This is a genomic window from Mycobacterium paraffinicum, assembly GCF_001907675.1.
GTDB lineage: Bacteria > Actinomycetota > Actinomycetes > Mycobacteriales > Mycobacteriaceae > Mycobacterium > Mycobacterium paraffinicum_A.
In genome coordinates, this window is sequence record NZ_MPNT01000002.1 from 47022 (window position 1) to 69661 (window position 22640).

The window sequence follows — 22640 nt, forward strand, 5'->3', positions numbered from 1 at the left end:
CTCCCGTCTGTGCGGCCAATCGCGCACGCGAATCGAATGGACAGTTGTCCGATATCGTCCGATCGAACCATAGCCGCCGGGCCATCTGCGGTGCAAGAGCCGATCTCGCTCCGGGGCGCCGCGTGGCGGAAAATTGCACATTAACGAGCATCTTTGCCAATCGGGCTTGCCTCCGGTCTCGTCGGTCCGATAGCTTGGACATGTGTCCAGCGATGCACTGGTGACGATCACGTCTCAGGCCGAGCACCAGAGCGGTCCACCCGCGCGCAACCGCCGCCAGGAGGAGACGTTCCGCAAGGTGCTCGCGGCCGGCATCGAGACGCTGCGGGAGAAGTCGTACGCGGACCTCACGGTGCGCGCGGTCGCCGCCCGCGCCAAAGTGGCCCCCGCCACCGCGTACACGTACTTCTCGTCGAAGAACCACCTGATCGCCGAGGTCTACCTGGATCTGGTGCGGCAGGTCCCCTACTTCACCGACGTCAACGACCCGATGCCCAACCGCGTCGAACAGGTGTTGCGCCACCTGGCCCTGGTGGTCGCCGACGAACCCGAGGTGAGCGCCGCGTGCACGACGGCGTTGCTCAGCGGCGGCGCCGAGCCGGCGGTGGCCGCCGCTCGCGACCGGATCGGTGCGGAGATCCACCGCCGCATCACGTCCGCGATGGGTCCCGACGCCGACCCCACCGCCGTTTCGGCCCTGGAGATGTCCTTCTTCGGGGCGCTCGTGCAAGCCGGCAGCGGCGAATTCACCTATCGCGAGATCGCCGACCGGCTGGCCTACGTGGTGCGGCTGATCCTCACCGGCGCCGGAGAGACGAGCCAGGAGACGAGCACCGAATGACCGTTCATGTTGGCGACCACGAGCTGGTCCTCGATCCCTACGACTACGACTTCCACGAAGATCCGTACCCGTACTACAAGCGGCTTCGCGATGAGGCCCCGCTGTATCGCAACGAGGACCTGAAGTTCTGGGCGCTGTCGCGGCACCAAGACGTGCTGCACGGATTCCGCAACAGCACGACGCTGTCCAACAAGTACGGTGTCTCGTTGGATCCGGCATCCCGCGGCCCACACGCGTCCAAGACGATGTCGTTCCTGGCGATGGACGACCCCGCGCATCTGCGGCTGCGGACCCTGGTGTCAAAAGGCTTCACGCCCAGGAGGATTCGGGAACTCGAGCCGCGCGTCACCGAGATCGCCACACAGCACCTCGACGCCATGCTGGAAAGGGCGAAGGGCGGCACGGTCGACTACGTCGACGAGTTCGCCGGGAAGCTGCCGATGGACGTCATCTCGGAGCTGATGGGCGTCCCCGAACCGGATCGAGTTCAGGTTCGCGCCTGGGCCGACGGCGTGATGCACCGCGACGAGGGCGTCACCGACGTGCCGCCAGAGGCGGTCGAGGCCTCCATCAACCTGATCGTCTACTACCAGGGCATGGTGGCCGAGCGGCGCAAGAAGCTGACGGACGACCTGACCTCGGCACTGCTGGAGGCCGAGATCGACGGCGACCGCCTCACCGACGACGAAGTGCTCGGCTTCATGTTTCTGATGGTCATCGCGGGAAACGAGACCACCACCAAACTGCTTGCCAATGCGGCCTTTTGGGGGCACAGGAATCCGGACCAACTGAGCCCGGTCTATGCCGACCTTTCGCTGGTGCCGCAGTGGGTCGAGGAGACCCTGCGCTACGACACCTCCAGCCAAATCCTGGCCCGCACCGTGTCCGGGGAGCTCACCCTCTACGACACCACCATCCCCGAAGGCGACGTCCTGCTGCTGTTGCCCGGTTCTGGGCATCGCGACGAGCGGGTCTTCGACAACCCCGACGACTATCTGGTCGGACGCGAAATCGGGCCCAAGCTCTTGAGTTTCGGCAGCGGCGCACACTTCTGCCTCGGCGCCCATCTGGCACGGATGGAGGCGCGGGTCGCGCTCACCGAGTTGTTCAAGCGAATCCGCGGATATGAGGTGGACGAGGCCAACGCCGTCCGCGTCCACTCCAGCAATGTCCGCGGATTCGCTCACCTACCGATGACCGTGGAGGTCTGCTGAATGCCCCGCTTTGACCCCTTGCCCGAACGACGGCCGGCGATCGTGGCCGGCGCCTCTTCCGGCATCGGTGAGGCCACCGCCATCGAGCTCGCGGCGCACGGCTTCCCGGTCGCCCTCGGCGCCCGCCGGGTGGAGAAGCTCAACGACATCGTCGGCAAGATCAACGCCGACGGCGGCGAGGCGGTCGGATTCCATCTGGACGTCACCGACCCCAACTCGGTGAAATCCTTTGTCGCGCAGGCCGTCGATGCGCTCGGCGACATCGAGGTGTTGGTGGCCGGCGCGGGCGACACCTACTTCGGCAAGCTCGCCGAGATCACCACAGACGAGTTCGAGTCACAACTGCAGATCCACCTCGTCGGCGCCAACCGGCTGGCCGCCGCGGTGCTGCCAGGCATGCTGGAGCGGCAGCGCGGGGATTTGATCTTCGTCGGCTCCGACGTGGCCCTGCGCCAGCGGCCGCACATGGGCGCCTACGGCGCGGCCAAGGCCGCGCTCGTGGCCATGGTCACCAACTTCCAGATGGAGCTCGAGGGCACCGGGGTGCGGGCTTCGATCGTGCACCCGGGACCGACGAAGACGTCGATGGGCTGGAGCCTGCCGGCCGAAAAGATCGGACCCGCCCTGGAGGACTGGGCCAAGTGGGGCCAGGCCCGCCACGACTACTTCCTGCGGCCGGCGGACCTGGCGCGTGCCATCACATTCGTCGCCGAGACCCCGCGCGGTGGCTTCATCGCCAACATGGAGCTTCAGCCCGAAGCCCCGCTGGCCGACAAGACGGATCGCCAGAAGCTCGCGCTCGGCGAAGAAGGGATGCCAGGACATGGCTGACGCAACTACGGCGAACACCGCCGTCGTGCCGCGGGTTTCCGGCGGCGAGGAGGAACACGGTCACCTCGAGGAATTCCGCACGGACCCAATCGGTTTGATGAAGCGGGTCCGGGAGGAATGCGGCGACGTCGGCTGGTTCCAGCTGGTCGACAAACACGTCATCCTGTTGTCCGGCGCGGAGGCCAACGAATTCTTCTTCCGCTCCGCCGACGAGGACCTGGACCAGGCCGAGGCCTACCCGTTCATGACCCCCATCTTCGGCAAGGGCGTGGTGTTCGATGCCAGCCCCGAGCGGCGCAAGGAGATGCTGCACAACTCGGCGCTGCGCGGCGAGCAGATGAAGGGCCACGCCGCCACCATCGAGGGCGAAGTCAAGAAGATGATCGCCGGCTGGGGCGAGGAGGGCGAGATCGAGCTGCTCGACTTCTTCGCCGAGCTGACCATCTACACCTCGACGGCCTGCCTGATCGGGCTGAAGTTCCGCGAGCAGCTCGACCACCGGTTCGCGGAGTACTACCACATGCTGGAGCGCGGCACCGATCCGCTGTGCTACGTCGATCCGTACCTGCCGATCGAGAGTTTCAAGCTCCGCGACGAGGCGCGCGTCAAGCTCGTCGCGCTGGTGCAGGAGATCATGGACCAGCGGCTGGCCAATCCGCCGAAGGACAAGTCCGACCGCGACATGCTCGACGTGCTGGTCTCGATCAAGGACGAGGAGGGCAAACCGCGTTTCTCGGCCGATGAGGTCACCGGCATGTTCATCTCGCTGATGTTCGCCGGGCACCACACCAGTTCCGGAACGTCCGCGTGGACGCTGATCGAGCTGATCCGCCACGCGGAAGTCTACGCCGAGGTGCTCGCCGAGCTCGAGGAGCTGTACGCCGACGGGCAAGAGGTGAGTTTCCATGCGCTGCGGTCGATCCCGAAGCTGGACAACGTGGTCAAGGAGACGCTGCGGCTGCACCCGCCGCTGATCATCTTGATGCGCGTCGCGCAGGGCGAGTTCGAGGTGCAGGGCTATCCGATTCACAAGGGCGACTTCGTCGCGGCGTCCCCGGCCATATCGAACCGGATCCCCGAGGACTTCCCCGACCCGGACGCGTTCAAGCCCGACCGCTACAACAAGCCCGAGCAGGCCGACATCGTCAACCGATGGACCTGGATCCCGTTCGGCGCCGGGCGACACCGCTGCGTCGGCGCCGCCTTCGCCCAGATGCAGATCAAGGCGATCTTCTCGGTCCTGTTGCGCGAGTATGAGTTCGAGATGGCACAGCCGGCCGACAGCTACCACAACGACCACTCGAAGATGGTGGTCCAGCTCGCCCGTCCGGCGAAGGTGCACTACCGCAAGCGGAAAGCCTGACCGCTCATGGGTTTTCGAATCGAAGCGGATCTGGATCTCTGCCAGGGGCATGCGATGTGCGAACTGGAGGCGCCGGACTACTTCCGGGTGCCCAAGCGGGGCAAGGTCGAAATCCTTGATCCCGAACCGCCCGAGGACGCCCGCGACGAAGTCGAACGCGCGGTCGAGATGTGCCCAACGCATGCACTGTTCATCAAAGAAGATAAGGGAGACTGACTCAAAATGTCTAAGGCGTCACGTGAGGAACTCGAGACATGGGTCGATCGCTGGCTGCAGGCCAACAAGGACTGCGAAAAGGCCGGTGACTGGCGGCCGTTGGCCGACTTCTACGCCAAGGACGCCACCTACGGCTGGAACATCGGCCCCAAGGAAGACGTGATGTGCGTCGGCGTCGACGAGATCCGCGACATCGCCCTCGGGCTGGAGATGGAGGGCCTGGAGAACTGGGTGTACGAGTACCAGAAGGTGCTCATCGACGAGAAGCAGGGCGAGATCGTCGGCTTCTGGAAGCAGATCGTCAACAAGTCGGACGGCACCCAGGACGAGATCTACGGCATCGGCGGCAGCTGGTTTCGCCTGAACGCCGACAACCTCATCGAGTGGCAGCGCGACTTCTTCGACTTCGGTCACGTCGCGAAGATGTTCGCGACCCTGATCGAGTCGGGCGACCTCAGCACCGGCATGCAGAAGCGGATCGAGCGCAGCATCGCCGGCGAAAAGCTGCCCGGCTACTACCCGCTTGGCCAGGCACCGGTCCCCATCTGGTGACCGCGGACCGAGGACGGACCAACCAAGCATTTGATTTGTTGCACGCGCTATGCTGACGCGACAAGGGTGCCTTGTGGCGCCCGTCACCAAGTTGTCCGGCAAGAATGGGCCGGGCAGCGCTGATCGATTCAAAGGCGAAATGGGGTCAGGACCATCGTGAAGACAAAAGGCGCACTGATCTGGGAGTTCAACCAGCCCTGGTCCATCGAGGAGATCGAGATCGGCGACCCGCAGGCGCACGAGGTCAAAATCCAGATGGAAGCGGCGGGCATGTGCCACTCCGACCATCACCTCGTCACCGGCGGAATTCCGATGGCCGGCTTCCCGGTGCTCGGCGGGCACGAGGGTGCGGGCATCGTCACCGAGGTCGGCCCGGGCGTCGAGGACATCGCCCCGGGTGACCACGTGGTGCTGTCGTTCATCCCGTCCTGCGGGCAATGCGCGACCTGTCAGGCCGGCATGCGCAACCTGTGCGACCTGGGTGCCGGTCTACTCGGCGGTGCCGCCGTCTCGGACGGCACGTTCCGCATCCAGGCGCGTGGCCAGAACGTCTTCCCCATGACGCTGCTGGGCACCTTCTCGCCGTACATGGTGGTGCACCGCAGCTCCGTGGTGAAGATCGACAAGTCCGTGCCGTTTGAGGTGGCCGCACTGGTCGGCTGCGGCGTCACCACCGGTTACGGTTCGGCGGTCCGCACCGCCGACATCCGGCCGGGCCAGGACGTCGCCATCGTCGGCGTCGGCGGGGTCGGCATGGCCGCCCTGCAGGGCGCCGTCAACGCCGGTGCGCGCTACATCTTCGCGATCGATCCGGTCGAATGGAAGCGCGACCAGGCGCTGAAATTCGGTGCCACCCACGTCTATCCCGACATCAACGCGGCGCTGATGGGCATCATGGAGGTCACCTACGGCCTGATGGCCCACAAGGTCGTGGTCACGGTCGGTGAACTGCACGGCGCCGATATCGACAACTACCTCAACATCACCCAAAAGGGCGGCACCTGCGTGCTGACCGCCATCGGCAGCCTGCTGGACACCAACGTCAACCTGAACCTGGCGATGCTGACGCTAATGCAGAAGAACCTGCAGGGCACCATCTTCGGCGGCGGCAACCCGCAGTACGACATCCCGCAGCTGCTGTCGATGTACCAGGCCGGCAAGCTGAACCTGGACGACATGGTGACCACCCAGTACCGCCTCGAGCAGATCAACGAGGGCTACCAGGACATGCTGGACGGCAAGAACATTCGTGGCGTCATCCGGTACACGGACGCCGACCGGTAAATTCCCACCCTCTGAGTCGCGAGTGACCGGGTTCGGTCACCTGATGGCGCCGGGCCGAATCGGCGCCATGACGGTGCGCAACCGCGTCGTCATGTCTCCGATGGAGACCATGTACGGCACGCCTGACGGGCTACCGTCGGAGCGCACCCGCGACTACTTCGCCGCCCGCGCCATGGGCGGCGTGGGCCTGATCACGCTGGGCGCCACCGGAATTGACCATCAACACCCCGAGACGCCCGGCGGCCTGCACCTGGCCACCGACGAGGCGGTCGACGCGCATCGGGCCCTGGTGGACGTCGTGCACGAGCACGGCGCCAAGATCCAGCCGCAGATCGTGCATGCCGGCCCCGACGGCCTGGGACCCGAAATCTTCGGGGTCACGTCGTGGGGACCGTCGGTGATTCCGTCCTACCTCACCGGGCGCCCGTCGGTCGAGATCAGCAAGCAACAGCTGTGCGGCGTGTTCGATCTGTTCAAGGCCGCGGCGCGGAGGGCCGTCGAGGCCGGCTACGACGGCATCGAGCTGCACGCCGCGCACGGCTACATGCTGTTGGGCTCCTTCCTTGCCCCGCAACGCAACCGGCGCACCGACGACTATCGCGGGGATTCGGCGCGCGGCCGGGCGCGGGTAGTAATCGAGGCGCTGGCCGCGATCCGCTCGGAGATCGGTGACGCCCTGCCGATCACGTTGCGCATCTCGGGCTATGAACGCGTCGCGGGTGGGCGGCCCATCTTCGAGACGGCGCAGCTGGCACCCGAATTCGTGGCGGCCGGCGTCGACGCGTTCCACGTCAGCGGCGGAGTCATCGACCGGTTGGTGACCGGGATGGTCAACGGCGCCGACGACGGCGACGAGCTCAACGTCGGTGCCGCGGCCGCGGTCAAGCAGGTGGTCGACGTGCCGGTAATCGCCGTCGGCCGCATCCACGACCCCGCCCGTGCTGAACGGATCCTGGCCGACGGGCGTGCCGACTTCATCGCCATGGGACGTCCCCTGTTGGCCGACCCCGACCTGCCGCGCAAGGTGCGCGAGGGGCAGGCGCACCGGGTTCGCAAGTGCATCTCTTGTGAAAACTGCATCGACGCAATGGAACAGCGTTTCTCGGTGGACTGTGCCGTCAATCCGCGTACCGGCAAAGAACGCGAATTGGCCGCGGCTCGCGCCGCGCGGGCCAAGCGCGTGGTGGTCATCGGCGGCGGACCGGCCGGTCTGGAGGCCGCGCGGGTTGCCGCCCAACGCGGCCACCGCGTCACCCTTTTCGAACGCGGCGCCGTGCTGGGCGGGGCGCTGCGTTGGGCCGCGGTCCTACATCCGGAGAACCAGCCGTTCCTACACTACCTGCGCGAGGAGGTCAGCCTCAGCGACGCGGAAGTCCGCCTGGGCCGGGCGGTTTCGGCTCAGGACGTCGTCGATGCCGGCCCCGATGCCGTGGTCGTGGCCACCGGGGGCCGTGTTGAAGTGCCGGCAATTCCGGGGTCCGACCTGCCGCACGTGTACACCGGAGCCGCATTGCGCGAATTGCTTGGCGGCCAAGCCCAATTCGGTGCACCGAGCTGGCAGCGGCTCGCGGCTGCCGCGCTCGGCGGCTGGCGGCAACGGCTCCTGCGACCCGCCGCGGTTCGGTTGGCCAGCCGCGCCTGGATGCCGGTCGGGCGCCGAGTCGCCATCATCGGCGGCGACCTGGTCGCCCTTGAGCTGGCCGAATTCCTGGCGAGCCGGGGTCGGCTGGTATCGGTACTCCAACCCGGCAAGAACATCGCGCCTGAAGTGGGCAATAAGCGCAAGACCGAACACATGGATCGCCTCGACCGGCTCGGCGTCACCGTGCACGTCCGGGCAACCGTGGAACGGATCACCACCGACGCTGTGGTGTTCACGCCCGCGGGGGGCACCAACCGGCGGCTGCAGGCCGACAGCGTTGTGCTGGCCGGCACGGTGGAAGCCGACACCACTCTGTTCGACGCGCTGGTCACCGCTCTGCCCGGCACCCAGGTGCTTGCCGCCGGTGACTGCACCGGGCTGGGACTGATCCGCAAGGCAACCGAGGAAGGCGCACGCGCCGCGTGTGCAATCTAGTGACAGGAGAGATAACCATGACCCAAACCGCTCAATCCCCGGCATTAACCGCGTCGCAGTCGTCGTGGCGCTGCGCGCAGGGCAAAGACCGGGACGGCTGGCTGGCGCTGATGACCGACGACGTCGTCATCGAGGACCCGATCGGCAAGTCCGTCACCAACCCCGACGGCACCGGCGTGCGCGGCAAGGCAGCCGTCGGCGAGTTCTTCGACAACAACATCGCCAAGAACCAGCTGACCATCACGTGCGAAGAGACGTTCCCGTCGAGCTCACCAGACGAGATCGCCCATATTCTGGTGCTGCAGAGCAAGTTTGAGGGCGGTATCACCAGCAAGGTGCGCGGCGTGTTCACCTATAAGGTCAATGAGGCGGGACTGATCACCAACATGCGCGGGTACTGGAACCTCGATGTCATGGAGTTCGGCCAGGAAGAGTGACGCAGGGGCCGCGTGGTTCGCGGCGCCCAAAGACCAGTTGCGTGAAACTAATCGCCCAGACTGCCGTGGCGGTCGTGATGTGAAGCCGACCGCAACCGTGGCGGCAATTTCGGCGGCCCTATGCTGGGGCCATGGCGTCGATCTTCACCAAGATCATCAACCGTGAACTCCCCGGCCGCTTCGTCTATGAGGACGACGACGTCGTCGCGTTCTTGACGATCGAGCCCATGACCCAGGGCCACACGCTGGTGGTGCCGCGGGCCGAAATCGATCAGTGGCAGGACGTCGACGGCGAGACCTTCGGCCGGATCATGGCCGTGAGTCAGCTCATCGGTAAGGCCGTATGCAAGGCCTTCAAGACCGAGCGCGCCGGGGTGATCATCGCCGGGCTCGAGGTGCCCCACCTGCACGTGCATGTCTTTCCCACCCGACGCCTGAGCGACTTCGGGTTCGCCAACGTCGACCGCAACCCTTCACCGGAGTCCCTGGACGAGGCTCAGGCCAAGATCAAGGCGGCGCTGGCTCAATTGGCGTGAACCGGCTCCTGGGCCGGCACCTCGCTGACGCGCGGCAGCGTGACGCGGAAACAGCAGCCCTCGCCGGGCGAGGTCGTCACCTTGACGTTGCCGCCGTGCGCGCGCACCAGTGAGTCGACGATCGACAGCCCCAGCCCGGTGCCTCCGCTGGCGCGTGCCCGCGACGAGTCGGTGCGATAGAACCGCTCGAACACCCGTGAGGCATCCTGCTCGGTCATGCCGGGCCCCTTGTCGGCCACTTCGAGCACCGCGTCGGCGCCCACGGTGCCGACGCGAACGGTGACGTCGGCGTTCTCCGGGGTGTGCTGCAAGGCGTTGGCGACCAAATTGCTCAGCACCTGCCGGATCCGCGGTTCGTCGCCGAGCACCTCCGGGGTGCCCGGGCCGTCGAGCACCTCCATGGTGATGGTCCGTTGCGGATCCATCGCCTGCGCGTCGTGGACGGCGTCGCTCGCCAACGCGAGCAAGTCGACCCGGTTGTGCTCGAGCGGCCGCTGCACATCGAGGCGGGCCAACAGCAGCAGGTCCTCGACCAGCAGACCCATTCGGCGGGCTTCGCTTTCGATCCGGGACAGCAACATGGCGACGTCCCGCGCGGCGCCCTGGCGATACAACTCCGCGAAGCCCCGGATGGTCGTCAGCGGGGTCCGCAGCTCGTGACTGGCGTCGGTGATGAACCGTCGCATCCGCTCCTCGGAGCTCCGGGCCTTCTCTGCCGACGATTCCGACGACGCAAGGGCCTCCTGGATCTGCGCGAGCATCCCGTTCAGGGCCTGCGACAGGCGGCCCACCTCGGTGCGCGGGTCTCGTTCGGGCACACGGCGGTCCAGCTGGCCGGCGGCGATCGCCGCGGCGGTTTGCTCGACCTCGGACAGCGGCCGCAGGCTGCGCTGCACCACGGCGAAGCCGGCGATGCCGACCACGACCAGCACCGCGACCCCGATGCCGATCTGCAACCAGACGAGGGAGGTGACCGTGTGTTGGACGTCGGAGAGGTCGATCGCGACGGTCGTCAGGCCGTGCGGGCCACGCACCGATACCGCGCGCCACTGGATGTCGGACCCGTTGACCGAGGGCAGCGTGGTCGGGTTGGGCCCCACGTCGTTGTTGGGCGGCAGCGCCGGTTCGGCGTTGCGGTCGTTGATCGCGGTGAACGGGGTGCCGTCGGTGCCGATACCGCGCACGTAGAACTTCGACGGCGGGCGTGCCGGATCCGGGCCCTCGTAGGGCGGCGGAGACTGTCGCCGCGGGGCCTGCGCCCAGCCCCGGGACGCGTCGAGCAAAGTCTGATCGATCCGGGTGACCAGGCTGTGCCGCAGGATCGAGGTGACCGCGATGCCCGAGACCGCCAGGCCGCAGGCCACCAGTACCAGGGTGGCGGCGACCAGCCCTACCCGCAGCGGCAACCCACGTCGATGCTGTGTGGACATGTGCGTCATTCTTCGCTAGCGCTGGTGACCGAGCGCGGGCTCAGCGCGGTTCCCGCAGCACATAACCGACTCCGCGCAACGTATGCAGCAGCCGCTTCTCTCCGGTGTCGATCTTGCGCCGCAGGTACGACACGTAGGACTCGACGACATTCACGTCACCTCCGAAGTCGTACCGCCAGACGTGATCGAGGATCTTGGGCTTGCTCAAGACGGTGCCCGCGTTGATCACAAAGTAGCGCAGCAGCGTGAATTCGGTCGGCGACAGCGAGACCGGTTCGCCGGCCTTCCACACTTCGTGGGTCTCCTCGTCGAGCTCGATGTCGGCGAACGTCAGGCGGGCGCTTCGGGGCTCGGCGCCACCCTTGCCGGCGCGCCGGAGGATGACGCGCAACCGGGCGACCACCTCTTCGAGGCTGAACGGCTTGGTCACGTAGTCGTCGCCGCCGAGGGTCAGACCGGCGATCTTGTCCTGCAACGAATCCCGCGCCGTCAGGAACAGCGCCGGGGCGTCGATACCGTCGGCGCGCAGGCGCCGCAAGACCCCGAACCCGTCCATGCCGGGCATCATCACGTCGAGGATCACCGCGTCGGGACGGGCCTCGCGCGCCCGATCCAGCGCCTGGGCTCCGTTGCTCGCGGTGTAGACCTCGAAGCCCTGGAACTTCAGACTGACCGAGAGCAACTCGACGATGTTGGCCTCGTCGTCGACCACGAGGACGCGAGCCTCCGGTTTCGTTTCGCTTGGGGATGCCGCGGTCATCAGGTTGTTCGCCCCCTAGTTGAACGTTACCTATGTGAAGCCTGTGTATTTGCTGGAAGCTCAGTGCCAACACTCTGATAGTAGTCTGCCAGGAATCATCGCGTTGGCTTGGACCTGCGCCGGATGGCGCGGTCGCGTCGCGAATAGACTCGTGGGATGAATCTCGCCGCACGGATCGTCGCGACCGCGACCGCCCCGGCACGCGTCGGACTTGCCGCCGCCGACGCTAGCCTGACCGTCGCGAGCGCCGCAGTGGGTGTGGCGAAACGGGCATTGGGCGACGGCGGGACCGCCGGATCGACCGCCATGACGTCGATGTGGGGGATCGACGATGCGATCGTTCGCGCCAACCGGCTCGCCCGGCTGCTGGACGACGACGCGCCCCTTGGGCGGGCGGTGGCGCCAGACGGGCCGATCGACCGGTTGCTGCGCCCGGGCGGCGTGGTCGACATGCTGACGTCGGAGGGCGGCCTGCTCGACCGCCTGACCGCGGAGGGCGGAGGGCTGCACCGCACGCTGCAGCCGGGTGGTCTTGCCGATCAGCTCGTCGCCGAGGACGGGTTGATCGAGCGGCTGCTGGCCGAGGATGGCCTGGCCGATCGGCTGCTCAGCGAGGGCGGCCTGGTCGACAAACTGACGGCGAAAAATGGGCCGCTGGACCAGCTCACGGACGTCGCCGACACCCTGGCGCGGCTGACGCCCGGGATGGAAGCACTCGAGCCCGCGATCGCCACGCTGCAGGACGCCGTTGTCGCGCTGACCATGGTGGTCAACCCGTTGAGCAACATCGCCGACCGCATCCCGCTGCCGGGCCGCCGGCGTCCCTCCTCCCGGTCGGTGCGCTCCACGCGCGTGATCGACAGCGGCGAGTGACCGTTTAGGCTTGGACCGGTTTGATCCCGCCTCCTTAGCTCAGTGGTAGAGCACTCGCCTTGTAAGCGAGCGGTCGTCAGTTCAATCCTGACAGGGGGCTCTGCGCCAAATGTCCGACGTCGGCTGTGATGGGCGGCGGCAATCGCGCGCCGGTCCCACCGGGACGATTTCGGGACCCGGGTCGCCGAGCAAACCCGGGCGACGCTCGCGCGAAGCGGGTTACGTTGCAGCGCCGTTACAGCCCGGATGGTACGACCTTGCCGTTCACCGTCACCTCGACCTGCCCGGTCGTCGGGCTGTATTGGATCTTGCCGTGCTCGAAGTTCGACACGAGCAGATCGCCGACAGCGTTCACGTCGCTGGTGGGAACGCCCAGCGGACCTGCCGAACCGTTGGTGCCGGTGACCGCGGGCACGCCGTCGGGGTCGCGTGGGACATTCCAGGCGTCCCGGATCTTGCCCAGGATGATGTATGCGGGCGTGCCTGCCGCGCCGTTCTTGGCGGTGATCGCGCCGCCCTGGAACTGCTGGAATACCACTCCGCTATCCCGTGTGCCCGCGTTACGGTCACCCGTCAGCGGCTTGCCCAGAGCGTTCTTCTGGTCCGCGGTTGCCGACGAGTACTTGGCGGCGATCGGCCCGGTCAACGTCACCTCGACATCTCTCTCGCCGATGAGCTTGACCTCGGTGGGCGGCGCTGGGGCTGAGGACGTGGAGACGGTGTTCGCCCCTTCCTGAGGCGGTGGCGACGCGTGGACGCCCTTGCCATTGCTGCATCCGACCGTGATCAGTGCGACGGCGACCAGGCCGACGACTGACGCGTGGCGGTGTCCGATCGTTGTCATGCGCTTCCCCCTATTCGCGTGTTCCCGCCGACCCCGAACGAACTTACGACGCGGACACGGACGGCGAGCCAGAGGCCCCACGTCAAGATCATCGGCGCTGGACGCCGGCGATGCCCGCGCGCAATGGGCCGAAAAAACACCGGGATCAGATCCTGAATTCTGGAGAGCGAACACCGCCTTGCGAAATTATTTGCAGCGCAACAGGTTTAACCGTTGTTACCGCCGGCTGAGCACGGGCGGCGCGGCTGGCGGGGGTCGGGGGCTCGGCGCGGCGCCCCGCATCGGCCGTTCTGGACGCACCCTCGGTGCTGAGCCGCCGTTGCCGCGCCAGGGACCCTCGGCTCGGCCGGCATCGAAGCTGTGCTCGCGGCAAAGACCGCTGGAGTACTACCGGCGGCAGTGGGTAGCCGACGTCATAGCAGTTGCCGTTGAGGCTGGAGGTCGCGCGATGCCGGTTACGGCGGGGCCAGTCCCCGGGGCGACGTCGGGTTTGCGCAGAGTTCCGATGGACCCGGGACGGTTTCGTAGCGGGCGTTGGTTCCTACGCGCCGAGGGCGTGCTGGTGTCCGCGTTCGGGATAGCGGGGCTGGTTTCGGCCGCCCTTCATCCGCACGCCGGCCCGACCGGCGCGCCGATTCTGGGCCTGGCAGCAACGCCGGCGCAAAGCGCCATACTGCTGGGACTGGGGGTGGTGGCGGGCATCGCGGCCGCCGGTCGTCGCCGCGCCGCGATCACCGTCACCGCGGTGAGCGCGGTGGCCTACACGCTGTTGCTGTTCTTCGGCAGTGTCGCCACCGCGCGTGCACGGCCCACGCCGTTGGGGTTCCACGCGGCCGACATCGTCCTGCACGGTGTCCTGGCGGCGGTCAACTTCGCCCTGCTGATGTGGCTGATTCCCGACGAGCTGGGAGACGAGATCTGGGTGCCGCGACGTGACCGCGATCGGGGGCAGGCCCGCCGAGCGGACCGCAAGGCAGAGGCTTCACCGCCAGCGGCAGCGGCGCCCGCGCAGCAGATCCCCTCCCAGCGTTCGCCGGCAGAGGCAACCCCTCCACCGTCGAGCAGCAAAGGAACGGACGAGCCCGTGGCCCGTCACGTCGAAAACTCGACACCGACGAACCACTTCCATGCTCGGGCGACGGGTGTGGTCCTCTCCCGCGGCGTTGTGCCGGCGGCGATGGTCCTGGCGGCTGCCGTCGGCGTCATCGTGTGGTTACGCCGCCGCTGACTGCCTCGGCGTGATCCTGCGCCCGGTGGGCGTCGCTGGATATGGTCGGCCGCTGTCAGATTCCGGCGCAGATGTGGACGACCGGGATCGGCGCGCAGATGCTGGCCGAAATGTAGGGCCTGGGGCCGTAATAACCACCCCACGGCGGCGGCGGTGATGGCGGCGACAACGCCGTCGCGATGACAAACCAGCGCGAGTGTGGCCGGGCCAGAGAGTACCAACCGGTTAGCCAAGCTGAGCACCACAAGTCTCCGTGCAGGCAATTCGTAAGCCTGGCGGCGTTGCTGCGAAAGGGGTCGAAGCATCATTTTTTGCAAGCCGACTCAGGTGACAGCCCGCCTTCGCGCCGCACGCCGAACGGTCCTGCCCGCCATGCACGCGTGCCCGCTCCGGGGAAGGCCATGACCGGGTCAGGGGTGGCCTGGGCTGCCCCCGAGATCGCCCTGGATGCCTTGCAGATCCCCTTGGATCCCTTGCAACTTTCCTTCGATCGCCTGCAGATCGGAGAGGACACTCTGGTAGGCCGGCTGCATCTCGTCCGGCGTTGCGGGTTGAGACTTGGGGCAGTACGCGACGATGGCGCCGGCGGTGACTTCCGCGCTTTGGTTGGCATCCCATATCGACGACCGCTGAACGAACGCCACCGCATCGGCGAAATTGGGTTGGTGCGCCAGGAAGTCACAGACCGCGTGCCCCTGGGCCATCACGTATTCCTGGCTGGGAAACGGTACGCCTTCATGCTTCAACGCGGCGATGAACGCCATGTCGGCGATCTCGATCCGCGGGGCGGGTGCCACCGGCGCGATGCGACTGGGCGGCGGCGCCGCCGACGGCGGGCTGTCGGCGGGCTGCTCCGATGAATCCCGTTGGTGGACCGCGAACATCACCACCACCGCGGCGGCGACGGCGGCCAGAGAAAGCGGCAACGCCGCGAGGAGACCCAATCGGCGCCGAACACCCATGCGCGCGCGGAGCGCGGTGCCGGACCTGTGGGCGCCCCGGGCGTCGGCGACGATCTCGCCGTCACGCACCTTTCCCGCGTTGGGGGCAGGCGTCCCCGCGCTATGCGCGAGCAGCTCGTCGAGCAATTCGTCGATCTCTCGGGATGACGGCTGACCGCCGCGCTCGCCGACCGATCGGCGCCCAAGGGCGATGCGCCGCAATTCTGAATCGATCGTCTCGCGGTCGCGCATATCAACAGTCTGAGAGTGTCACGACAATGGCACAAGTCCCGGAACCGGGCGACAAACCAAGCACCGGCGAGGCCGCCGTCACCACCCTCGAACGTCCGCCGGCATGGGCGAGCCACGCCCCGCCCCGCCGGGCGGCTGGAGGCGACTGCCGCCGTAGGCACGAATCGAGGACCCGGGGTGTGCGGGCTTCAGATCCGCGGGCGCATGCTTTCGGCAAGCCAGCCGGAGACTGCACGACCGATCGCTGCTCGTCAGCGCCGTGTGGGTTATGAAAATCTCTCTGCTACAAGACATTACATATTGTGCCAACAGGGCATGCTACGCTTGCGCGGGATGCCCGTCGGCATCCGTTCGAAAATGAGAGAAGTTGAAGGTATGACACAGGGAACTGTGAAATGGTTTAACAGCGAAAAAGGCTTCGGTTTTATCGCTCCGGACGGCGGCGCAGCAGATGTGTTCGTCCACTACTCCGAGATCCAGGGGAACGGCTACCGGTCCCTCGAGGAAAACCAGAGAGTTGAGTTCAATATCGAGCAGGGGACCAAGGGCCCGCAGGCAGTGGGAGTAACTGCCGTTTAGTGCGAGCTCTACCCAAGTGGGCTGGTGGGTGATTTCCCGCCAGCCCACAGCACGTTAAGGGGCATCCCGCCCCGCGCCCGGCGGGCGTACGATCAGGTCATTGGGACCACGCAGGCCCCGATATCACGGGGTTCTATTGCCGATCATTCTCCCCGGCAAGCGACGAAAAGTCCGAGAGGTCTCCGCGCTGCGAGCGCCAAAGCCTTGGCGCGCTCCTCAAGTGTTCTTCCGCTAGAAGCGCTGTAACACAACAGATTTGGCTGGGCTTTCGGCCGTTCGAGATGCGGTCTGCATCGGGTCGGTGATATGTCGCGCGCGACCATCTGAGATCGCGTCGTCACCGATTCGATCGAGAATTGGCCGGTTCGCGGCCAAGACGGGATTGCCGCTATGACACGACACGGACGCGAGACGGTTTCCAGCGGCCCCCACACAGGACCCGAGAACACGCCCCGGTTGCGCATGAAGCCCAAGGCGCGAACGACCGGGCACGTCGACGGAGCTTGGTGGCCACACGGCGACGACCTGACGAGCGAACTGCCTGACCTGCTGGCGGTGTTGTCGGTGGGGCTCGGCTCCATCGAGCGGGTGATGATGACAGCGGCGGCGCCGGGCAATGCTTGCACCATCGCCGACATACTCGGGATCAGTCACGGCCGCCCGGAACCGCCGGGCGCGCCGTACCGGCCCGCATTCCGTCGGCGCGTACGGAGGTCTCGCGCATGACGGTGACGGTGACGCTGCCCGGCGGGGGAAGCGACAAGTACATGCGGTTCGGTGACGCGTACGTCGAGCACAACGACGGCAGATTAGAAGTTTTTCGATGCGGCGCCAAGCAGACCTACAGCTACGGTCCCGGCGACTGGACGGACGTGGTGGGCGACCGGAAGCGGATCAAGAGGCGCGGTTTCTGGGGCTAAGCGACGCCCCAAGGCGCTCCGCGCGCCGTCTTTGCCGATGCCGGCGTGTAGATTGGATGGCAGCAGTTCGTGTTCGCACTGCCCCCCTAGCAATTTTCTTGTGCAGATGAGCGCAATCTACGATCGATCCCCTTCAGTCCACGCACGTGGGGCCGAAGGCAAAACCAAGAGGACCCGCTTTATGACATCGTCCGATCTCTTTTCGCACCGCTACGAGCCCGAGGTCGTGTCACACGCCGCCGATTCGGAACCGGTGCAGAACCCGATTTTCTCCGACGGACCCAAGAAGGATTCCGCCTCTACGACGCAATCCTGATCGACCCGTCCTGGACGCACCACCCGGTCAGTCTCGTTCTCGCACAGCGATTTCGGCGTCTTTCGACGCCGCGCTGTGGCCGCATGCCCTAGGCCGGCTATTCAGGCGGGGGCGGAACGGGACCGGGCGGTGGTCCGTCCGGCGGGGGTGGTGGAGGCGGCGACCGATGCGAGCAATCGGGGACGTAAATCAACACGCCGCCTACCATCGTCCATCCGATGGAGCATCCCGGCGGCAGCTGCGGGGGCGAATCGGGCGCGGCGATCAGTGCCACCATGGTTGCCGCGATCATCGCCGGAGCCATGAGGCGAAGGACGAACGCCGTCACTGCCCGGCCCGAAGCTCGGCCGGTTCGTCTGGCGACTGATTCAGCCGGTGCGTCAGGCATGCAACTTTTCCACTCTGCTGGGAAGCCGATCCTCAAGTGTGAAATGGCCGGCCGCTGGGCGCAACTTGAAGCCGTTTTCGGCCAATTCGCGGGCTCACCCCGCGCGCCGAACGCGCATTGATGTCACGCGGTGCGATGCGCAAGACTGGTCAGGGCAATCGACGGAAGTGACCATTGTGAACTTGAACCGGGTAGTCGCTGCGTCCGCGGCGGCGCCGCTGGGTGCGATCGTGTTTGCACTCGTCGGCTGCTCGGTGTCGACGGCGAAGCCGGTCGCCACTTCGGCAACAACGCCGGCCGCGGCACCGGTCGCCTCGAGAACCATTGCGGCAGCACCAAATCCACCCCTTGGCGCGCAACCCCAACTGCCATCGGACCCGGCTCAACTGGCCGACGGCCTCGTCGCCGACGAGCGCGCCCTGCGGGACCCGTCGGCGCCAGAGCCGGCATTGGTGGCCGCGGCGCACCGCGAGCAAGCTGCCTATCGCGCCATCGGGCGGCACCCAGAATGGGACTCGGTCATTCGTCCGCGCATCCCGGCGGAGCTAGCCGACGTCTACGACCGCAACCTCGATGCCCGCCGCCAACTCCAGGCGATGACGCCCGCGAAGGGCACGCTGCCCGCCTGGCGGATCGAGCCTCCCGTTCCCGCCGACGAACTGATGAGCGATTACCACGCGGCGGAAGCGGAGACGGGGGTCGGCTGGAACTACCTGGCCGCGATCAACCTGGTCGAGACCCGATTCGGCAGCATCAACGGCGTGAGCACCGCGGGCGCGCAGGGGCCCATGCAGTTCCTGCCGTCGACATTCGCCACCTACGGCCAGGGCGGTGATGTCCACTCCCCGCGCGACAGCATCCTGGCGGCGGGCCGCTTTCTGGCTGCCAACGGCTTCGCCAACGACCCCGCCCGCGCGATCTTCGGCTACAACCATGCCCACGAATACGTTCGGGCGGTCGACCAATACGCCGCACTGATCGCGAACGACCCCGCGGCCTTCCCCACCTACTATCGGTGGGACGTCTATTACGTCACCACCGCCGGGGACGTGTTGCTACCGATCGGATACGAGGCACCGTCCCCGATCCCGGTCGAGGACTACCTGGCGACCCACCCGCAGTAACCCGCGTCGATCTACAGGTACTTCAGGGCGATGTCCTGCAGGTGTGACCGCACGTCTTGACCCGTGGCCTTCTCCAACTTGATCCCCAGCTCGCCCGCGAGGTTGACGAAACCCATCAGCAGCATGATTTCGCCGTCGGGCTCGTCGATGACGTTCTCGACGAGGCGGCTCCACGCGAATTCGTTGCCGCTGTCCGACGTCCACGCCGTCATCACGTCGATGGCGCGGCGGACGTTCTCTCGCACATCCATCCCCGGAGCCTGCCATGACCTCCGGGCCGCCGCCCGTCGGATCGTCAGTAGAGCGGCACCCAAACTCCCATGTACCAGAAGCCCCAACCACCGAACTGCCAGTTGAAGACGGGGATGGCGGTGTAGCTGTCGTACTGGAAAGGCCCGAAATCGACCTGCGCGACGGCGACGTCACGCGGCGGTCCGGCCCACGGGCGGTTCCAGCCGCCCGGAGGCGGCGGACCGTCCCAGCCCCCGGGCGGGGGCGCGCCCACCCAGTGTGGCGGTGGGTGGCCGGGCGCCGGGCCGTCGTTCCAGCCGTGACCGCGCGGCGGCGGCGGGGGCGGTGCCCCGTGGTCGACGATGCTGAAGCCCGCCCGCGCGTCGCCGGGTCCACCTATTTGAGCGTTGCCGCTGACGTACGTCCCGCGTGGCACGTAGGGCTGGTGCGGCGGCTGGGTGCTCGGCGGGTTGAGGGCCTGTCTGCCCTGCGGCGGCGGATTGTGCTCGTTCGCCGGCGCGTTGGGTTGTCCGCCGGGGCCGTTCTGGCCTTGGTCGCCGGGGCCACCCTGCTGCGGGTTGCCGGGGCCGCCCTGCGGCGGGTTATTCGGCCCACCCTGCGGCGGGTTGTTCGGCCCACCCTGCGGCGGATTCTGTCCATGTCCGCCCGGGGGCGGATTGTTCTGCCCGCCGGGCGCTCCGCCGGGTCCGCTCTGCGGCCCGCCGGGGCCACCGGGTCCGCTCTGCCCGCCGGGCGCTCCCCCGGGTCCGCCCTGCTGCCCGCTGGGGCCACCGGGTCCGCTCTGCTTCCCGCCCGGCGCTCCCCCGGGTCCGCCCTGCTGCCCGCCGGGGCCGCCGGGGTTTCCGCCACCACCGCCGCCGGGATTTCCCCCGCCGCCACCGCCATGGCAACCGGGGCACGGCGGCGGGGGGTCGAGCGGGGCCGCGAAGGCCGAACCCGCGTTCAAAGTGACGGTGGACAGGCTCAACCCCGCCGCGACCGCCGCCGCACCGACGACACGTTTCATAGACATAGCTGCGTCCCCCCTTGGGTGTCGATCGCCTGCACTACGGGCATGTCACGTCCAACTCGAACGACTTGGTCACCTGCTGCGGTTGCTGCGGGTTGCTCATGTCGAGCCCGGTCGCGGTGCCCTTGATCGCGTAGGCCTTCCCGTTCACCGCGGCCCCCGCGTTGCCCCCTTGGTTGGGAGCCGCGTCGGAGAAACCCAGCGTGATGCCGTTGACGCTGCCGAGCCCGACCGAGTGAACGATGGGGGGGTTGGCGTTGCTGACCACGGCGCCGACGCCCGCCGTCGGGTCGCCGATGCCGATGTTGGTGTTGTCCCCCGCCGGGGTGCACGTGACCTGGCCGCTGACGTTTTGTGTCTGACCGTCGACGATGACCTGTGGGCCGGAGGCCGCGGGCGTCGACGAGCCCGACGATCCGGTGCTTGACTTGTTGCTCGAACAGCCGGCGCATGCCGCGGCCACCACAGCCACGCCCGCCACGCCGACGACAATCCCACGCTTCACTACTGCTCTCCTTCGTGTCGCTGGTGTCGCACTGCACAACTCGTTGGCTTCGTCAACGTAGCGAGCCCGCACCGCAGCCGCGGGACGCGGGATACCCGGTACCGGCCAGTCGTAAACGCTGTGTTAAATGCGCACGGATGCAGCCGCTCTCAAGGGAGAACGCGTAATCCCCACCTGCCCAGCAGTGGATCGACGATCGTGAAGTCGGTCGTATAGTCGTCACCGTCGGGTGAAGACATCAGCAGGCCCACCGCACTTACGGTGCCGTCAGGGTTCTTCACGAAACCCGGGCTGCCGCTGTCGCCGTTGAGGCTGAACACGCTGGCCGTTACCACACCATCCTCTACGTGCTTGACGAAACCACAGGTCTCGCCGGTAACGGCGCCGATCTTGCAGAATGGCATACCCTGACGAATTTGCTGCTGATTCAACACATCCCGAACCACATACCTGCCGCCGACATCGCCCGACGGCGCACCCACACTCGGGTCGAGGAGGATGATCGCGGCGTCCCTTGTTTCGCCTTCCTTCTCGCTGGCGGTGATCTTCCCGAGCGGAACGTCACTCCCGTATGTCCACAACGAACCGTCGTGGGCGTCGCAGTGGCCGCTGGTCATCAGGTAGTAACTGCCGTCGTCGCCCTGGGCAGCGAAACCCGCTGTGCACGAGCTGTTTTCATCCTCGACCTTGATGCCCGGCGTCACGCCGTCATCCGCTTGCGCCGGGTCCGCCAGCGTCGTCGCGGCGACGACTACAACACCGACCAAGCCCAACCCTCGCAACCACCGCATGGCCACGCCGCCTCTCTTGAAGTGTCGGGCAGCATGTTAACAGCGCCAGCGGGTTTCGGCCCCCTGGCTGCTCCGCCAAGACCGGCGTCGGCGCGGCACCAGTATTGACGTGGACGACAAAAATTCGGTGAACTTTTGTGGGGCAACGATTTTCGTTCCGGCACCGACGGGTCAGCCGCCGACATGCCGCGTAAGGAAGCCCAGCACGGCGTCGGCGAAGATGTCGTTGCGATCGCCGGCGACCATGTGTCCCGCACCGCGGACATCGGTGAACTCGACCTGCGGGAAGCGCTTCAGAAATTCGTCGGCGCGTTCCTGGCTGACGAGGTCACTCATCTGGCCCCGAATCAAGAGCATCGGCACGCCGCCGCGCAGGATCGCGTCGACCGCCGCATGCATCCGATCGGGGTCGGTGACCTCGAACGGCGGAAAGGCTGCGGTCCCGCTGATGAACTGGGGATCCCAGTGCCAATACCAGCGATCGCCGCGGCGGCGCAGGTTCGTGGTCAGCCCATCCAGGTCGGTCGGCCTCGGCCGGTGCGGGTTGTACTCGGCGATCGCGTCGGCGACCTCGTCGAGCGAGGCGAAGCCCGATTCCACCCGCTCGGACATGAAGGCATGTATCCGGTTGGCGCCGGACTGGTCCATGTTCGGGACGATGTCGACCAACACGACCGCGCTGACGATGCCCGGCGCGAGCTCGCCCGCCAGCAGCATCGAGGTGAACCCGCCCAACGAGGCGCCGACCAATACCGGCTGCGGCGGCAGCGTGCTCAGCACCTCCTGGACGTCACCGGCGAAGCTGACGACGCGGTAGTCGCCCTCGTCGGACCAATCGGATTCGCCGTGGCCGCGCAGATCGACGGTGACGGCTTGCCAGCCACGCTGGGCGACGGCGGCAGCGACCTTGCCCCACGAGCGGCGGGTCTGTCCGCCGCCGTGCAGGAACACCACGGCCCGCGCGTCAGGATCACCCAGCCGGTCGGCGACGATGCGGACGCCACCGGGCCCCTGGATCGAAAACGGTTCGACTGCCATCGGCATCAGGTGATACTAAGCCGCTCCCATACGATTCAG

Annotated in this window: 24 protein-coding genes, 1 tRNA gene and 2 pseudogenes; 18 read left to right on the forward strand and 9 right to left on the reverse strand. The window is 67.0% G+C overall.

Going from position 1 to position 22640, the window contains the following annotated elements:
• Positions 1 to 202: 202 nt before the first annotated feature.
• From BRW65_RS02845 to BRW65_RS02890, 10 genes are all read left to right on the forward strand, one after another.
• Positions 203 to 841, forward strand: a complete 639-nt coding sequence (locus BRW65_RS02845; RefSeq protein WP_073871117.1) for a TetR/AcrR family transcriptional regulator — start codon at positions 203 to 205, stop codon at positions 839 to 841.
• Entirely contained in the window at positions 838 to 2055 is a 1218-nt protein-coding gene (locus BRW65_RS02850) for a cytochrome P450 (protein WP_073871119.1), read from the forward strand. The genes BRW65_RS02845 and BRW65_RS02850 overlap by 4 nt, the downstream gene beginning before the upstream one ends.
• Positions 2056 to 2886: an SDR family oxidoreductase gene (locus BRW65_RS02855; RefSeq protein WP_073871121.1), complete on the forward strand. Its 831-nt coding sequence runs from the start codon at positions 2056 to 2058 to the stop codon at positions 2884 to 2886.
• Complete coding sequence (locus tag BRW65_RS02860; protein WP_073871123.1) at positions 2879 to 4249, forward strand: cytochrome P450; 1371 nt, start codon at positions 2879 to 2881, stop codon at positions 4247 to 4249. The genes BRW65_RS02855 and BRW65_RS02860 overlap by 8 nt, the downstream gene beginning before the upstream one ends.
• 6 nt (positions 4250 to 4255) lie before the next feature.
• Positions 4256 to 4465, forward strand: coding sequence for a ferredoxin (locus BRW65_RS02865; RefSeq protein ID WP_067761444.1), 210 nt, complete (start codon positions 4256 to 4258; stop codon positions 4463 to 4465).
• Between the two features lie 6 nt (positions 4466 to 4471).
• The gene (locus tag BRW65_RS02870; protein WP_073871125.1) at positions 4472 to 5017 is read left to right on the forward strand and encodes a hypothetical protein; all 546 of its coding nucleotides are present in this window, start codon (positions 4472 to 4474) and stop codon (positions 5015 to 5017) included.
• A 156-nt stretch (positions 5018 to 5173) separates the two neighbouring features.
• Entirely contained in the window at positions 5174 to 6301 is a 1128-nt protein-coding gene (locus BRW65_RS02875) for an NDMA-dependent alcohol dehydrogenase (protein WP_073871127.1), read from the forward strand.
• 22 nt (positions 6302 to 6323) lie between these two features.
• A complete protein-coding gene (locus BRW65_RS02880; protein WP_073871129.1) occupies positions 6324 to 8378 on the forward strand; it encodes an FAD-dependent oxidoreductase in 2055 nt (684 codons plus the stop codon).
• A gap of 17 nt (positions 8379 to 8395) precedes the next feature.
• Complete coding sequence (locus BRW65_RS02885; protein ID WP_073871131.1) at positions 8396 to 8815, forward strand: ketosteroid isomerase family protein; 420 nt, start codon at positions 8396 to 8398, stop codon at positions 8813 to 8815.
• A 131-nt stretch (positions 8816 to 8946) separates the two neighbouring features.
• The gene (locus tag BRW65_RS02890) at positions 8947 to 9351 is read left to right on the forward strand and encodes an HIT family protein (RefSeq protein ID WP_073871133.1); all 405 of its coding nucleotides are present in this window, start codon (positions 8947 to 8949) and stop codon (positions 9349 to 9351) included.
• Here BRW65_RS02890 and BRW65_RS02895 read toward each other — a convergent pair.
• Together BRW65_RS02895 and phoP are read right to left on the reverse strand one after the other, a co-directional pair.
• Positions 9323 to 10781: pseudogene (locus BRW65_RS02895) on the reverse strand (sensor histidine kinase). The gene BRW65_RS02890 and the pseudogene BRW65_RS02895 sit on opposite strands and share 29 nt — an antisense overlap.
• A 40-nt stretch (positions 10782 to 10821) precedes the next feature.
• Complete coding sequence (phoP, locus tag BRW65_RS02900; protein ID WP_073871137.1) at positions 10822 to 11541, reverse strand: two-component system response regulator PhoP; 720 nt, start codon at positions 11539 to 11541, stop codon at positions 10822 to 10824.
• Positions 11542 to 11697: 156 nt separating this feature from the next.
• On the opposite strand from phoP, the gene BRW65_RS02905 reads away from it, so the two are divergent.
• Together BRW65_RS02905 and BRW65_RS02910 are read left to right on the forward strand one after the other, a co-directional pair.
• Complete coding sequence (locus tag BRW65_RS02905) at positions 11698 to 12414, forward strand: hypothetical protein (RefSeq protein WP_073871139.1); 717 nt, start codon at positions 11698 to 11700, stop codon at positions 12412 to 12414.
• Positions 12415 to 12442: 28 nt separating this feature from the next.
• A tRNA-Thr gene (locus BRW65_RS02910) sits at positions 12443 to 12514 on the forward strand.
• Between the two features lie 135 nt (positions 12515 to 12649).
• Here BRW65_RS02910 and BRW65_RS02915 read toward each other — a convergent pair.
• Positions 12650 to 13258 (reverse strand): LGFP repeat-containing protein, encoded by a 609-nt coding sequence (locus BRW65_RS02915; protein ID WP_073871141.1) that lies wholly within the window; start codon positions 13256 to 13258, stop codon positions 12650 to 12652.
• Between the two features lie 505 nt (positions 13259 to 13763).
• Between BRW65_RS02915 and BRW65_RS31620 the strand changes: the two genes are divergently transcribed.
• On the forward strand, positions 13764 to 14486 hold the full coding sequence (locus BRW65_RS31620; protein WP_167373990.1) for a DUF4383 domain-containing protein: 723 nt from the start codon (positions 13764 to 13766) through the stop codon (positions 14484 to 14486).
• A 410-nt stretch (positions 14487 to 14896) separates the two neighbouring features.
• Here BRW65_RS31620 and BRW65_RS02925 read toward each other — a convergent pair whose 3' ends face one another.
• Complete coding sequence (locus BRW65_RS02925; protein WP_073871145.1) at positions 14897 to 15679, reverse strand: DUF732 domain-containing protein; 783 nt, start codon at positions 15677 to 15679, stop codon at positions 14897 to 14899.
• 375 nt (positions 15680 to 16054) lie between these two features.
• Between BRW65_RS02925 and BRW65_RS02930 the strand changes: the two genes are divergently transcribed.
• The 5 genes and pseudogenes from BRW65_RS02930 (at position 16055) to BRW65_RS02945 (ending at position 19006) form a co-directional block, all read left to right on the forward strand.
• Positions 16055 to 16258 carry a cold-shock protein gene (locus BRW65_RS02930; protein ID WP_073871147.1) on the forward strand — a complete coding sequence of 68 codons (204 nt, stop codon included), beginning with the start codon at positions 16055 to 16057 and terminating at the stop codon, positions 16256 to 16258.
• A gap of 390 nt (positions 16259 to 16648) precedes the next feature.
• A pseudogene (locus tag BRW65_RS32125) lies at positions 16649 to 16852 on the forward strand (DUF5994 family protein); the annotation flags it as partial.
• 128 nt (positions 16853 to 16980) lie between these two features.
• Positions 16981 to 17178 (forward strand): hypothetical protein, encoded by a 198-nt coding sequence (locus tag BRW65_RS02940; protein WP_073871149.1) that lies wholly within the window; start codon positions 16981 to 16983, stop codon positions 17176 to 17178.
• A gap of 181 nt (positions 17179 to 17359) precedes the next feature.
• Positions 17360 to 17494: a hypothetical protein gene (locus BRW65_RS32605; protein ID WP_279627619.1), complete on the forward strand. Its 135-nt coding sequence runs from the start codon at positions 17360 to 17362 to the stop codon at positions 17492 to 17494.
• A gap of 711 nt (positions 17495 to 18205) precedes the next feature.
• On the forward strand, positions 18206 to 19006 hold the full coding sequence (locus BRW65_RS02945) for a transglycosylase SLT domain-containing protein (protein ID WP_432206395.1): 801 nt from the start codon (positions 18206 to 18208) through the stop codon (positions 19004 to 19006).
• A gap of 11 nt (positions 19007 to 19017) precedes the next feature.
• Here BRW65_RS02945 and BRW65_RS02950 read toward each other — a convergent pair whose 3' ends face one another.
• The 5 genes from BRW65_RS02950 to BRW65_RS02970 all read right to left on the reverse strand — a co-directional run bounded on the left by BRW65_RS02950 (position 19018) and on the right by BRW65_RS02970 (position 22601).
• Positions 19018 to 19257: a hypothetical protein gene (locus BRW65_RS02950; RefSeq protein ID WP_046185545.1), complete on the reverse strand. Its 240-nt coding sequence runs from the start codon at positions 19255 to 19257 to the stop codon at positions 19018 to 19020.
• Between the two features lie 44 nt (positions 19258 to 19301).
• Positions 19302 to 20264 carry an MAP_0585 family protein gene (locus tag BRW65_RS02955; RefSeq protein WP_073871151.1) on the reverse strand — a complete coding sequence of 321 codons (963 nt, stop codon included), beginning with the start codon at positions 20262 to 20264 and terminating at the stop codon, positions 19302 to 19304.
• A gap of 40 nt (positions 20265 to 20304) precedes the next feature.
• Positions 20305 to 20772, reverse strand: coding sequence for a lipoprotein LpqH (locus BRW65_RS02960; protein WP_073871153.1), 468 nt, complete (start codon positions 20770 to 20772; stop codon positions 20305 to 20307).
• Positions 20773 to 20921: 149 nt separating this feature from the next.
• Entirely contained in the window at positions 20922 to 21569 is a 648-nt protein-coding gene (locus tag BRW65_RS02965; protein ID WP_073871155.1) for a trypsin, read from the reverse strand.
• Between the two features lie 165 nt (positions 21570 to 21734).
• The gene (locus tag BRW65_RS02970; RefSeq protein WP_208611752.1) at positions 21735 to 22601 is read right to left on the reverse strand and encodes an alpha/beta fold hydrolase; all 867 of its coding nucleotides are present in this window, start codon (positions 22599 to 22601) and stop codon (positions 21735 to 21737) included.
• Between the last annotated feature and the right edge of the window lie 39 nt (positions 22602 to 22640).